Source organism: Mycobacterium sp. NGS33 (genome assembly GCF_059812885.1).
Genome location: NZ_JCALDN010000009.1, coordinates 80,643 through 92,567 on the forward strand (window position 1 = coordinate 80,643; position 11,925 = coordinate 92,567).

General features: G+C 65.2%; 14 protein-coding genes. 4 read left to right on the top strand and 10 right to left on the bottom strand.

The window, feature by feature from the left end; translation table 11 throughout:
- Positions 1-46: 46 nt before the first annotated feature.
- The 7 genes from ag85C to AC5Y5B_RS16140 all read right to left on the bottom strand — a co-directional run bounded on the left by ag85C (position 47) and on the right by AC5Y5B_RS16140 (position 7,329).
- Complete coding sequence (gene ag85C, locus AC5Y5B_RS16110; RefSeq protein WP_112632042.1) at positions 47-1,072, bottom strand: diacylglycerol acyltransferase/mycolyltransferase Ag85C; 1,026 nt, start codon at positions 1,070-1,072, stop codon at positions 47-49.
- Positions 1,073-1,305: 233 nt separating this feature from the next.
- Positions 1,306-2,124, bottom strand: a complete 819-nt coding sequence (locus AC5Y5B_RS16115) for an ABC transporter permease (RefSeq protein WP_112632043.1) — start codon at positions 2,122-2,124, stop codon at positions 1,306-1,308.
- Positions 2,114-2,944: an ATP-binding cassette domain-containing protein gene (locus tag AC5Y5B_RS16120; RefSeq protein WP_500005942.1), complete on the bottom strand. Its 831-nt coding sequence runs from the start codon at positions 2,942-2,944 to the stop codon at positions 2,114-2,116. The genes AC5Y5B_RS16115 and AC5Y5B_RS16120 overlap by 11 nt, the downstream gene beginning before the upstream one ends.
- Complete coding sequence (locus AC5Y5B_RS16125) at positions 2,941-3,393, bottom strand: MarR family winged helix-turn-helix transcriptional regulator (protein WP_500005944.1); 453 nt, start codon at positions 3,391-3,393, stop codon at positions 2,941-2,943. The genes AC5Y5B_RS16120 and AC5Y5B_RS16125 overlap by 4 nt, the downstream gene beginning before the upstream one ends.
- Before the next feature lie 67 nt (positions 3,394-3,460).
- Positions 3,461-3,958, bottom strand: a complete 498-nt coding sequence (locus AC5Y5B_RS16130) for a metallophosphoesterase family protein (RefSeq protein WP_112632046.1) — start codon at positions 3,956-3,958, stop codon at positions 3,461-3,463.
- A 24-nt stretch (positions 3,959-3,982) separates the two neighbouring features.
- Entirely contained in the window at positions 3,983-6,901 is a 2,919-nt protein-coding gene (locus AC5Y5B_RS16135) for an MMPL/RND family transporter (protein ID WP_500005946.1), read from the bottom strand.
- On the bottom strand, positions 6,898-7,329 hold the full coding sequence (locus AC5Y5B_RS16140; protein WP_500005947.1) for an MmpS family transport accessory protein: 432 nt from the start codon (positions 7,327-7,329) through the stop codon (positions 6,898-6,900). Before AC5Y5B_RS16140 ends, AC5Y5B_RS16135 begins: the two co-directional genes overlap by 4 nt.
- 232 nt (positions 7,330-7,561) lie before the next feature.
- On the opposite strand from AC5Y5B_RS16140, the gene AC5Y5B_RS16145 reads away from it, so the two are divergent.
- Genes AC5Y5B_RS16145 through AC5Y5B_RS16155 form a run of 3 tightly spaced genes read left to right on the top strand, consistent with a single transcriptional unit; the run spans position 7,562 to position 8,963 of the window.
- Complete coding sequence (locus tag AC5Y5B_RS16145) at positions 7,562-7,870, top strand: metal-sensitive transcriptional regulator (protein WP_500005948.1); 309 nt, start codon at positions 7,562-7,564, stop codon at positions 7,868-7,870.
- A 28-nt stretch (positions 7,871-7,898) separates the two neighbouring features.
- Positions 7,899-8,513, top strand: coding sequence for a mycothiol-dependent nitroreductase Rv2466c family protein (locus AC5Y5B_RS16150; protein ID WP_500005949.1), 615 nt, complete (start codon positions 7,899-7,901; stop codon positions 8,511-8,513).
- A gap of 54 nt (positions 8,514-8,567) precedes the next feature.
- On the top strand, positions 8,568-8,963 hold the full coding sequence (locus AC5Y5B_RS16155) for a DUF302 domain-containing protein (RefSeq protein ID WP_112632051.1): 396 nt from the start codon (positions 8,568-8,570) through the stop codon (positions 8,961-8,963).
- 42 nt (positions 8,964-9,005) lie between these two features.
- Here AC5Y5B_RS16155 and AC5Y5B_RS16160 read toward each other — a convergent pair whose 3' ends face one another.
- Positions 9,006-9,179: a hypothetical protein gene (locus AC5Y5B_RS16160; protein ID WP_165821753.1), complete on the bottom strand. Its 174-nt coding sequence runs from the start codon at positions 9,177-9,179 to the stop codon at positions 9,006-9,008.
- Between the two features lie 134 nt (positions 9,180-9,313).
- On the opposite strand from AC5Y5B_RS16160, the gene AC5Y5B_RS16165 reads away from it, so the two are divergent.
- Positions 9,314-9,769, top strand: a complete 456-nt coding sequence (locus tag AC5Y5B_RS16165) for a MaoC family dehydratase (RefSeq protein WP_112632052.1) — start codon at positions 9,314-9,316, stop codon at positions 9,767-9,769.
- 13 nt (positions 9,770-9,782) lie between these two features.
- Here AC5Y5B_RS16165 and AC5Y5B_RS16170 read toward each other — a convergent pair whose 3' ends face one another.
- Positions 9,783-11,078 carry an acyl-CoA dehydrogenase family protein gene (locus AC5Y5B_RS16170; protein WP_500005976.1) on the bottom strand — a complete coding sequence of 432 codons (1,296 nt, stop codon included), beginning with the start codon at positions 11,076-11,078 and terminating at the stop codon, positions 9,783-9,785.
- 81 nt (positions 11,079-11,159) lie between these two features.
- Positions 11,160-11,858, bottom strand: coding sequence for a GAF and ANTAR domain-containing protein (locus AC5Y5B_RS16175; protein ID WP_500005950.1), 699 nt, complete (start codon positions 11,856-11,858; stop codon positions 11,160-11,162).
- Positions 11,859-11,925 lie beyond the last annotated feature (67 nt).

Consider the following 11,925-nt stretch of genomic DNA (forward strand, 5'->3'; position numbering starts at 1 on the left):
CAGTAGCGCTGACCGGTGCGCTACTGCCGATGCTGGCTTTTTGGCCTCAGGCCGCGGGAGGGCTAGCGGCGGGGGCGCTAACCGGTGCGGCGTTGACCGTGTTGAGGGTTTGCAGGATGTCGGGCTTCATCGCGACCAACTGCTGGTTCCAGTAGGGCCACGAGTGCGTCCCGTTGGCCGGGAAGTTGAACACACCGTTGCGTCCGCCCGCGGCCACGTAGTTGTTCTGGAACTGCTCGTTGGTGCGTAGCGTCATGCCTTCCAAGAACTTGGCCGGCATGTTGTCGCCGCCGAGGTCGCTGGGCGTGCCGTTACCGCAGTAGACCCAGATGCGGGTGTTGTTAGCGACCAGTCGCGGAATCTGGACCATCGGGTCGTTGCGCTTCCACGCCGGGTCGCTGGACGGCCCCCACATGCTGTTGGCGTTGTAACCGCCCGCGTCGTTCATCGCCAGCCCGATCAGGGTTGGCCACCAGCCCTCGGACGGGTTGAGGAAGCCCGACAGTGCCGCGGCGTAGGGGAACTGCTGCGGGTAGTAGGCCGCCAGGATCAGCGCGGAGCCGCCCGACATCGACAGCCCGACCGCGGCGTTGCCGGCCGGCGAGACCTGCTTGTTCGCCTGCATCCACAGCGGCATCTCCTGGGTCAGGAAGGTCTCCCACTTGTAGGTGTAGTTCTGCCCGTTGCCCGAGGACGGCTGGTACCAGTTGCTGTAGAAGCTGGACTGGCCGCCGACCGGCATGATCACCGACAGGCCGGACTGGTAGAACTCCTCGAAGGCGGGGGTGTTGATGTCCCAGCCGTTGTAATCGTCCTGCGCGCGCAGGCCGTCGAGCAGGTAAACGGCGTGCGGTCCGCCGCCCTGGAACTGGACCTTGATGTTGCGGCCCATCGACGGCGACGGCACCTCGAGGTATTCAACCGGAAGCCCCGCCTTGGAGAAGGCTCCCGCGACGGGGGAGCCGCCAGAGGCAACGGCAAGGCCGGACAGCAGGGAGGCCCCCATAGCCGCGATCGCCAGTCGGCGCGGCATGGTAGCCGCTGCGCCACGCAACTTTTCGAAGAACGACATAGCTCTCTACCCATCCCAACTTTCATCTGCCGCAGGGTGCGGTCGAATCTGTTCTCGGGGAGTCAAACACAGCGGGAGGGCCGAATTCGTTTGTCGCGGCCGGGATGTCAGATCGCGGTTAGCTAACGATTGGGCCTCGCGCGGAAATCGTCACGGTCGGGTCACGATCGGCTTTCGGAATCATGCGCCCACCTTGCGGTCCGGTAGCGCGTGCGCTATCGCCTTCCGGCGGATCAGGCCACCAAGCGACGCAAAAGCGTTGACGCCGTGACGATTCCGAGCACCGCGGCCACCACCAGCACCAGAATGTCCGCGGGGTTGAAGGGGGTGCCGATCAACAGCGCGCGCAGCGCGTTCACCTCGTAACTGAGCGGGTTGACCTTGCTCAGCACGTGCAGCCACGCCGGCATCACGTCGACCGGATACAGGGCGTTGGAGGCGAAGAACAAGGGCATCGTGATCGCTTGCCCGATCCCCATCAGGCGGTCACGGCTGCGGACCAACCCGGCCAGCGTCATGGACAGACAGGCGAAAAAGGCGGCGCCGAGCATGACGATGGCCATCGCCGCCACGATCCGCAACGGATTGACCGTCAGGCCGACACCCATCACGTACGCCAGCGCCAGCACGCCCACCACCTGGGCCACCGAACGGACCCCGGCCGCAAACGCCTTGCCGGTGATCAGCGCCGAGGCCGGCGCGGGCGTCACCATGAGCTTGGCCAGCACGCCGGCGTCGCGGTCCCAAATGATCTGTATCCCATAGAAAATGGAGATGAACAGCGCCGACTGGGCGATGATCCCCGGTGCCAGGAACGCCAGATACGACACCGATCCGGTGGGGATCACATGGAGGTGGCTGAACGTCGTCCCGAAGATCAACAGCCACAGCGCGGGCTGCACCATCCGGGTGAGAAGTTCGGTCCGGTCGTGCTGCAGCTTCTGCAGTTCGACGATCGCGAACGCTCCGATGCGGCTGGCCAACGCGCCGGCCCGTTGCCATCCGTGCGGTGCGCGAAGCAGTGTTGCGGCCCCGGCGTTATCAACCGACACGGCGCGCCACCTTTCTGCTGGAACGAATTTCACGAATCGACCCGTTGGCTTCCGCGGGGTCCGCCTCATCGGCCAGACCCGACGCCGCGTAATGACGGAACACATCCTCGAGCGTGGCGTTGGCAGACACCTTGGCCTTCAACCTGTCGGGCGTGCCGACGGCGCGCAGTTGACCGCGGTGCATCAGCGCGACCCGATCACACAACGCGTCGGCTTCCTCCATGTAGTGCGTGGTCAGCAGCACCGTCATGCCGAACTGGGACTGCATCTTCTGCACTTGTTCCCACACGCCGTCCCGCGCGATGGGATCGAGCCCGACAGTCGGCTCGTCGAGCACCAGCAGCGACGGGCGGTTGACCAACGCCTGCGCCACCTCGAGGCGCCGGACCATGCCGCCGGAGTAGGACGACGCCAGCCGGTCGGCCACGTCGATGAGATCCATGGCGACCAGCGCCTGGTCGACGCGGTCGGCACGCTCGGCGCGCGGCACCCCGTACAGCCGCGCGAACCACGCCACGTTCTGCTTGCCGGTCAATGCGGGCTCGATCGAAAGCTGTTGGGGCACATAGCCGATATTGCTTCTGATGTCGGTGGTTTGACGGCGGGCGTCCATCCCGAAAATGCGCAGTTCGCCATGCTGGACCGGGGTCAGCGTGGTCAGCATCCGGACCATGGTCGTCTTGCCGGCGCCGTTGGGCCCCAGCAGGCCCATGGTTTCACCGGGCCGTACCTGCAGTGTCACGTCATCGACGGCGGTGAACTGGCCGTACCGGTAGGTCACGTTCCTGGCGTCGACCGCCATCGGCAGCGATCCGCTCATGGTCGCCGCTCTCTCATTGTCCGGGTCATCGTGTCGAGGACCTCCAATCCTTTTGTCAAAGCCTCGATTTGGTCGTCGTCAAGCTCGTCGATCACCTCGGACAGCAATGCCCGCCGGGTGGCGCGGGATGCGTCGACGACCTGCTGAGCGGGCTCGGCGAGCCGCAGCTGGCACACCCGGCGATCGCTGTCGCCGGCCGTCCGCACCAGCAGACCGCTCGACACCAGCTTGGTGACCAGGGTGGAGGCGGTGTTGGGCACCAACCCCAGCTCGGCGGCCGCGGCGCTGACCGAGATCCCCGGCCGCCGGCCGACCAGCCACAACAGCTCCGACTGCGACTCGGACAGCCGTGACGAATCGAACCCGCGACCGGCCGACCGGCGGAGTTGACGGCGGAACCTGCCGACCACGCCGAACAGCTCGCCCGCCACATCGGTGCGTGATTTCATATGCACCCATAATACCTCTGTAGCCGAGCTATCTATGTGGGGAAGCTATGTAGCAGGTATGTACCCGTTACCTGGGCAGACGATGCAGCTCGACGTCGGTCAGCGCGCCGGCGTCGACGCGGGCCGTCATGTAGGTGCAGAACGGCTGGCGGCGGCGGTCCGTCGGCGACCCGGGATTGAGCAGTCGCAACCCGGTTTCGGTGGTGGTGTCCCACGGGATGTGGCTGTGCCCGAAGACCAGCACCTCGGTGTCGGGATAGAGCCGCGACATGCGCGTCTCGCGTCCGGTGGTGGCGCCGGTCTCGTGCACGACCGTCAACCGCACCCCGGCCAGGGTCACATCGGCGCGTTCGGGCAGTCGCGCCCGTATCGCCGGGCCGTCGTTGTTGCCCCAGCACCCGACCAGCCTGGCCGCTCGGGCCTCGAGCTCATCGAGGAATTCCGGCGCTATCCAGTCGCCCGCGTGCACGACGACGTCGGCCGCGGCCACCGCGTCCCACACCGGCGCCGGCAGGTCGCGGGCGCGCTTGGGGATGTGGGTGTCGGCAATCAGCAGGAGCCTCACAGCACCATCCTGCGCCTGCGATCATCACCTCCGTGACGGAGCCAGGGCCCCACCGGGTTCGCCATATGCCCCGTCCGGCGCCTCACCCAGTAGAAGCGACCGAACGAGGCGACGCGGACCGAAGGGCCGGAGCATGGAGCTGGCGGGCCGCAACCGCACCCGCATCGGCCACCAGAACCAGCGCCCGAGCAGGGCCGCGATCGACGGTGTCATCAGCGAGCGCACAATCAGCGTGTCGAAAAGCAGCCCGAGACCAATCGTGCTGCCGGCCTGGCCGATCGAGCGCAGATCGCTGGCGACCATCGACATCATCGTGAAGGCGAACACCAGGCCCGCCGACGTGACGACTCCACCAGTTTCGCCCATCGAGCGGATGATGCCGGTCTTCACGCCCGCGCCGATCTCTTCCTGGAACCGCGAGACCAGCAGCAGGTTGTAATCGGATCCGACCGCCAGCAGGATGATCAACCCGAACACCGGCGCGATCCAATTCAATTCGAGGCCGAAGAGGTGTTGCCACACCAGGACAGAGAGACCGAAGGCAGCGCCCAGCGACAGCAGCACCGTGCCGACGATCACCAGGGAGGCGACTAATGCGCGGGTGATGATCAGCATCACGACGAAGATCAGCGTCAGCGCCGCTAGCCCCACGATCAGCAGGTCGTAATGGGAGCCCGATTGGATGTCGCGGTAGATGGCCGCGGTCCCGGCGAGGTAGAACTTGGCGCCGGTCAGGGTGGTCCCCTTCACCGCTTGATGCGCGGCGGTCAGCTCCGGCATGACCGCGGAGATGCCAGCCGGTGTCGCAGGATCCACCTCGTGGGTGATGATGAAGCGCGCGGCCTTCCCATCGGGCGACAGGAAAAGTTTAAGACCGCGCTGAAAGTCGGGATTCTGGAATGCTTCCGGCGGCAGGTAGAAGTAGTCGCCACTGCGGGAGGCGTCGAAGGCCTGTCCCATCGCGCTCGCCATGTCGGTCATCTGCTCCATTTGCGTGATCAGGCCGGAGAAGCTGCTGTGCATCGTAAGTAGCGTCCCCTGCATCGATTGGGCGACGGCGATGATCGGCGGAAACTCGGTCAGCATCTCGGGCAGTATGGCGTCGACGTTGTTCACGTCCTTGATCAGCGTGGTCATGTTCTCGCTGAATTTGTCCACGCCGTCGATCGCTTCGAAGACCGATCTCGAGGCCCAGCACACCGGGATGTTGAAGCAATGCTGCTCCCAATACAGATAGTTGCGGAACGGTCGCGCGAAATCATCGAAGTCCGCCAGATGATCGCGCATCTCGTTCAGCGTGGTCTGCATCTCGTGCATATCGCCGACCATCTGATGCGTCGTGCCGCCCATCTGTCCGAGCAGGCCCTGCATCCGCCGCATCGAGACGATCATGGCGCCGAGGTCATCACCCATCTTCTGCATGTCATCGGTGCGGTCCTTCATGAACTGAATGTTCTGCCGGATCGGAATCGCTTGCGCGCTGACCTGAAACGGGATGGACGTATGCTCGATCGGACCGCCTAACGGCCGGGTGATGCTCTGCACCATCGCGATTCCAGGTGATGCGAAGACGTTCTTGGCGATCCGGTCCAGCATGATCATGTCGCCGCTGTTACGCATGTCGTGATCGCTTTCGACCATCAGGATGTCGGGATTCATGGTGGCGGCGCTGAAATGGCGCTCGGCCGCGGCATATCCGACGTTCGACGGCAGGCCACGCGGTATGTAGAAGCGATCGTTGTAGCTGACCTTCATGCTCGGCATGATCAGGATGCCGACGATGGCTATGACGAGCGAGGTCGCGAACACCGCACCGGGCCAGCGAACAGAGGCGGTGCCGATCCGCCGCCAGCCGCGCGTCTTGATCATGCGTCGGGGGTCGAGCAAGCCGAATCGGGTGGCCACCGCGACGACTGCGGGCGCCGCCGTCATCGCCCCCGCCACAACGACAAGCAGGCCCAGCGCTGACGGGATGCCGAGCGCCTTGAAATACGCGAGGCGTGCCAAGTACAGGCAGAACGTAGCACCGGCGATCGTCAACCCCGAGCCCAAGATGATGTGGTAGGTCCCGCGAAGCATCGTGTAGTAGGCGGTTTCTCGATCTTCACCGGCCTGACGCGCCTCTTGATAGCGCCCGACGAGAAAGATCGCGTAATCGGTTCCCGCCGCGATCGCCAACGAAGACAACATCGCAACGACGAACGTCGAGAAGCCCAGTAGGCCGGAGTTCCCGAGGAGCGCGACCAGCCCTCTGGCCGTGCCCATTTCGAAACCAACCATGACGAGAACCAGAAGCACCGTGCTGATCGAACGATAGGCGATGAACAGCATGATCATGATGACCAGGCCGGTCACGCCCATCATCTTGAACATGCTTTTATCGGCGGCTTCGTTCATGTCGGTGGTCAGCGCCGCGGGTCCCGTGACGTATACCTTGAGCCCCTTGGGCGGATTTGAGCTGTCGACGATCTCGCGGACGGCTTTCACGGATTCGTTGCCTGCGGTGCTGCCCTGATTGCCCGCCAGGTTGAGCTGGACGTAGGCGGCTTTGCCGTCCCGGCTCTGGACGCCGGCGGCGGTAAGTGGGTCCCCCCATACGTTTTGGACATGCTGCACGTGTTTGGGATCGGCCTGCAGTTTCTTCACCAGGCCGTCGTAGAAGCGACGCGCCTCGTCGCCGAGTGGACTGCTGTTCTCCAGGACGATCATCGCGATGCTGTCAGAGTCCGACTCGTGAAACGTTGCGCCGATGTGTTTGGCGGCGATCATTGCGGGCGCATCTTGCGGCGACATGGTCACCGCGTGGTTTCGTGCGACCGACTCGATCGGCGGCACGAACACGTTGAGGGCCACCGTCAGGAGCAGCCATCCCAGCAGGATGGGGACGGCGAACCTGCGGACGAACCGCATGAATTTCGGATGATTGTCGTTGTTGGTGTTCATGCGGCCTTCACCAGACAGGAGGTTTGGGCATGACGCCCGGCCGAGGATCGCTCGTCCTTGAGCTCGCCGTTGACGGTGATGCGGCACCCGATGTCAATGCCGCTGCCCTGCGCCACCAGGCTGGCGATCACTGCGGGCACGGTGGTGGTGATGGTGAGCGTCCACGGCAGCGCGGTGAAGTCGACCTGCTTCGGCTGTGCGTTGTTGTCGAGGTAGTTCACGCTTCCGGTTGTGCCGCTGGGCCCGTAGACCTCATAGGTCACCCGCTTGACGTGCGTGGCTTCGAGCGGCTCGGCGCTGGTGCCGGTCGTGGTGAAGATCGCCTCGGAGCCGAAAACACCGCGGAGCCGGTCGACGGCGATGCCGCCGAGGGCAACCGCCGCTACGACGACAAGCGGCACCCATGCCCGTTTGACAAGCGTGGACATTGACGTTTCCTTCCCTTCGCGACCTGGTCTTTCTGGTAGGAAGTCTCGACCTGGGGCACCACACGCGACAGAGCCATTTGGCCCGCGCCTGGTCGGCGGCGCCTATGCATCGCGCTTGGTCGCGTGATCGGGTAACCGCAGTCTGGTTTGGAACCTAATCAAGTAATACCATACCCCCTAGGGTATCAGCCACGGCGTGGATATACCCCTCGGGGTATGGTATGAAGAAACTATGGCAAACGAAGTTCAAGGCGGTTCTCCGCTGGACCGCGACATCGCCAGACATAACCAGGGCGACATCGATGCCGTCCTCGCCCGGTTGCGTCGGGCGCAGGGACAGCTCGGCGGCGTCATCTCGATGATCGAGCAGGGACGCAGCTGCAAAGACGTCGTCACCCAGTTGGCCGCGGTATCCAAAGCCCTGGACCGCGCGGGTTTCAAGATCATCGCGTCCGGACTGCGGGACTGCATCACGACGTCGCAGGAACGGCCGGCCCTGTCGATCGACGAACTGGAGAAGCTGTTTTTGAGCCTGGCGTGATCGCCCGGCCACGACGAACGGAGGGAAAATGTCTGCGGCACAGAGCGACTCGACCGCACCGGGGGTGACCCTGTGGCTCGACCCGGTGTGTCCCTTCACGTGGAACACCGCACGGTGGCTGCGCTCCGCCGCCGAGAAGCACGGGCTGGCCGTCGATTGGCGGCTGATGAACTTGGCCGTCCTCAACGAGGGCCGCGAAATGTCGCCCGCGCACCAGGACCGGATGCGTGACTCGCAGCAGCTCGGCCGGCTGATGGCCGCCATCGCCCGCGAGCACGGCAGCGCCGGGTTCACCGCCGCGTATTTCGCCTTCGGCGAGCGATACTTCGACCGTTCGCAACCCCTTACCGACTCGCTGATAGCCGACGTGTTGAGCGCGGCGAACCTTCGTGACGTCGCGCCGGCCGCCGTTTCCGATGCGGCACTGGACGACATCGTCAGGAGCGCACACCAGGAGGGGCAGGATGCACTGGGTGAAACCGGCGGCAGCCCGATCCTGCGCATCGGCGAGCACACGTTCTTCGGGCCGGTCCTGACAGGGCTGCCCGACGCCGACGCCGCGGTCGCGCTGTTCGACGCGCTGGCCGCCCTGGCCGCCATTCCGCAGTTCACCCAGCTGCAGCGGCCACGCACCGAGGCCTAGCCGGCAGCGGTGAACTTCTAGGCAGTGGCGCAACGCCGGAAAGAGGAGGAACACATGACGTCAGGATTGAGCACTACGCTGCACACCTCGTTCGAGGACGCGGTGGATCGGACGACGAAGGCACTGGCCGATCAGGGTTTCGGCGTGCTGACCACGATCGACGTGAAGGCCACGCTGAAACAGAAGCTCGGGGAGGACATGGAGAACTACCTGATCCTCGGTGCCTGCAACCCGGTGCTGGCGCATCGCGCGCTGGGCATCCACCGCCAGATCGGCCAGTTGCTGCCGTGCAACGTGGTGGTGCGATCCGACCCCGACGGCGACGCCGTCCTGGTCGAGGCGATGGATCCCCAACTCATGGTCAAGGTGACGGGCGAGGCCGGGGCCTTGCAGGACGTCGCCGACCAGGCCACGGCCAAGCTGCAGGCGGCGATCGGTGCGCTCGGCTAGCCGACTGCCAAGCGCCACCGCTATGGCCGATCGAGTGCGGCGCTAGCCGTCTTGGCTGCGGGCTTCGGCGCCCGACTCGCCGGCGTCGAAAGAATCGTCGGAGCCCGCCGCGCCCACGTACGAGCCATCTTCCTCGCCCGCGGCGGCGCGGGACTGAGTCTGGTGGGTCTCAGCGTCCACGTCTTCCTCGGCCTTGTGGCCCTTGTGATCTGGCATGGTGGCTTCCTTTTCTGTGGAGGCGGAGTTGGCAGGGGGGTTCCCCGGACGGCTCGGATGAAACGGCGACCGTCTGGCGCCGGCATCGGGCCCCGGCGCTATTGTTGGCAGCCGAAATAAAGGAGAACCCGCCAATGCGCACCTTCGAATCAGTCAGCGAACTCGCCGCCGCCGCGGGCGAAGCCCTCGGTCACAGCGACTGGGTCACCGTCACCCAGGAAGACGTCAACCTGTTCGCCGATGCGACCGGCGATCACCAGTGGATCCACGTCGACCCGGAACGGGCCGCGGCGGGTCCGTTCGGCACGACCATCGCCCACGGCTTCATGACCTTGGCTCTGCTGCCGCGGCTGCAGCACCAGATCTACACCGTCAACGGCATCAAGCTCGCAATCAACTACGGCCTCAACAAGGTTCGCTTTCCCGCGCCGGTCCCGGTCGGCTCCCGGGTGCGCGCCCAGAGTTCGTTGGTCAGCGTCGACGACGTGGGTAACGGCGCCGTGCAGGCGACCATCTCGACCACCGTCGAGATCGAAGGGTCGCCCAAGCCGGCGTGCGTGGCCGAAAGCGTCGTGCGGTTCGTCGCCTGAAGCGTTGGGCGTCTTAGAACTCGGCGACGGCGTGTTCGAGCCGCTCGGCCAGGCGCGCCTGCGCTTCGGCCCGTCGGGTCGGTATGTGAGCTGACGGGAAAGGCGTTGTCACCGGCTCGTATTCGCGCAGGGTCCGGCGGGCGACCGTCATCTTGTGCAGTTCGGTGGCGCCGTCGGCGATACCCAGCGACTCGGCGGCCACCAGCATCTTGACGAACGGCATCTCATCGGAGACGCCGAGCGCGCCGTGCAGATGCATGGCCCGCTGCGCGACGTCGTGCAGCACCTGGGGCATGGCCACTTTCACCGCCGCGATGTCGCGGCGCACCTTCTGGTAGTCGTGGTGCTTGTCGATCAACCACGCGGTGCGCAGCACCAGTAGACGGAACTGCTCGATCTGGATCCAGCTGTCGGCGATCTTCTCCTGGGTCATCTGGAAATCGGCCAGCCGGCCGTGCCGGGTCTTGCGTGACACCGCACGCTCACACATCATGTCAAAGGCGCTGCGGGCCAAGGCAATCGTCCGCATGGCGTGGTGGATCCGCCCGCCACCCAGACGGGTCTGCGCGATCATGAACGCCTGCCCCTCGCCGCCGAGCACATGATCGGCGGGCACCCGGACGTCGTTGTAGCGGACGTAGCCGTGGGTGGCCCGCTGTGAAGATTCGGCTCCGACACCGACATTGCGCACGATCTCGATGCCGGGCGTTTCGGCCGGAACGATGAACAGCGACATCTTGTCGTAGGTGCGGGCCTCGGCATTCGTGACCGCCATGACGATGAAGAACGACGCGTGCTTGGCGTTGGTGGAGAACCACTTCTCCCCGTTGATCACCCAGTAGTCGCCGTCTCGGATTGCGGCGGTGACGAATTGGCCTGGGTCAGAACCGCCTTGCGGTTCGGTCATCGAGTAGCAGGAGGTGATTTCGCCGTCCAGCAACGGCTGCAGGTAGCGGGCCTTCTGCTCGTCGGTGCCGAACAGGGCGAGGATCTCGGCGTTTCCGGAATCCGGTGCCTGACAGCCGAACACCGACGGAGCCCAGCGTGAGCGGCCCAGGATTTCGTTGAGCAGCGCCAGCTTGACCTGGCCGAAGCCCTGGCCGCCCAACTCCGGACGCAGGTGTGCGGCCCACAACCCCTGGTCCTTCACCTGCTGCTGCAGGGGCCGCAGGATGGCCATCATCTCGGCGTTCTTCTTGTCGTACGGGTCGAGCGCGACCAGGTCGAGCGGTTCCAGCTCTTCGGCCATGAATTTTTCGACCCAGTCCAGCTTTGCCTGGTATTCGGGGTCTGTTTCGAAGTCCCACACCGTGGCCAACCAATCCCCGGCGCAACGCCGCGCCGGCCTCGTTGATGAAGCCACCCCATCCTAGAGCGAGGCGGCGGAGGTTCAGTCGGCGCTGCGGGTATTGATCACGCGCTGCGCGACATCGATGAGTTTGGTCTGGCTTTCCTGGGAAAGCCGGCGCAGCAACTCGAAAGCCCGCACATCGTCGACGCCGTAGCGCTCCATGATGATGCCCTTGGCCTGGCCGATGCGGTCTCGTGTGGACAGGGCCGATTGCATCTGCCGGCCGTGCCGTCCGGCCATGATCGCCGAGGCGGCATGGGCGGCGAACACGGATCCGATGGTCTCGGCTTCGGTGTCCCACACATTGGCCCGGAAACTGAACAGGTTGAGGGCGCCGGCGGTGCGCTCGGCGGTGTACAGCTTGAACGAGAGGCTGCTGAGCACCCCGTGATCCACGGCGGCCGGCGCGTAGCGAGGCCAGCGCGGTTCGTCACGGAGGTCGTCGGTGCGCACGATCGTTTCTTTGAGGGCGGCGTCGTGACAGGGGCCCTCGCCGAAGTCGTTCTGGAGCTTGTCGAGCTGCGCCACCAAACTGTCGGTGTCCGCGACCGATTCGAACTCGCCGCCCCCCTTGAGCAGCAGCACTCCCGCGATGTCCGTGGCCGGTATCAGCTCCACCGCCGCGGTGGTCACATCGGCGAGGACCCGGTCGAGCGAGCGTGGCGTGGCGATCTCACGGGCGAGCTGGGCCATGCGCGTAGCCAGCTCGTGCCGTGAGGTTGGGTCTAAAGACTCCATAGGGGCGCATTCTGCACGATGTCATCGAAGCCGTCACCCTCGCGGCCCAGAAATTTGCTGTCCCCCG

What these genes read in the sequence shown, in the direction of transcription:
- ag85C (WP_112632042.1), bottom strand. Translation starts at nt 1,072, where the DNA reads ATGTCGTTCTTCGAAAAGTTGCGTGGCGCAGCGGCTACCATGCCGCGC.
- AC5Y5B_RS16120 (WP_500005942.1), bottom strand. Translation starts at nt 2,944, where the DNA reads ATGAGCGGATCGCTGCCGATGGCGGTCGACGCCAGGAACGTGACCTAC.
- AC5Y5B_RS16125 (WP_500005944.1), bottom strand. Translation starts at nt 3,393, where the DNA reads ATGAAATCACGCACCGATGTGGCGGGCGAGCTGTTCGGCGTGGTCGGC.
- AC5Y5B_RS16135 (WP_500005946.1), bottom strand. Translation starts at nt 6,901, where the DNA reads ATGAACACCAACAACGACAATCATCCGAAATTCATGCGGTTCGTCCGC.
- AC5Y5B_RS16140 (WP_500005947.1), bottom strand. Translation starts at nt 7,329, where the DNA reads ATGTCCACGCTTGTCAAACGGGCATGGGTGCCGCTTGTCGTCGTAGCG.
- AC5Y5B_RS16145 (WP_500005948.1), top strand. Translation starts at nt 7,562, where the DNA reads ATGGCAAACGAAGTTCAAGGCGGTTCTCCGCTGGACCGCGACATCGCC.
- AC5Y5B_RS16150 (WP_500005949.1), top strand. Translation starts at nt 7,899, where the DNA reads ATGTCTGCGGCACAGAGCGACTCGACCGCACCGGGGGTGACCCTGTGG.
- AC5Y5B_RS16155 (WP_112632051.1), top strand. Translation starts at nt 8,568, where the DNA reads ATGACGTCAGGATTGAGCACTACGCTGCACACCTCGTTCGAGGACGCG.
- AC5Y5B_RS16160 (WP_165821753.1), bottom strand. Translation starts at nt 9,179, where the DNA reads ATGCCAGATCACAAGGGCCACAAGGCCGAGGAAGACGTGGACGCTGAG.
- AC5Y5B_RS16165 (WP_112632052.1), top strand. Translation starts at nt 9,314, where the DNA reads ATGCGCACCTTCGAATCAGTCAGCGAACTCGCCGCCGCCGCGGGCGAA.
- AC5Y5B_RS16175 (WP_500005950.1), bottom strand. Translation starts at nt 11,858, where the DNA reads ATGGAGTCTTTAGACCCAACCTCACGGCACGAGCTGGCTACGCGCATG.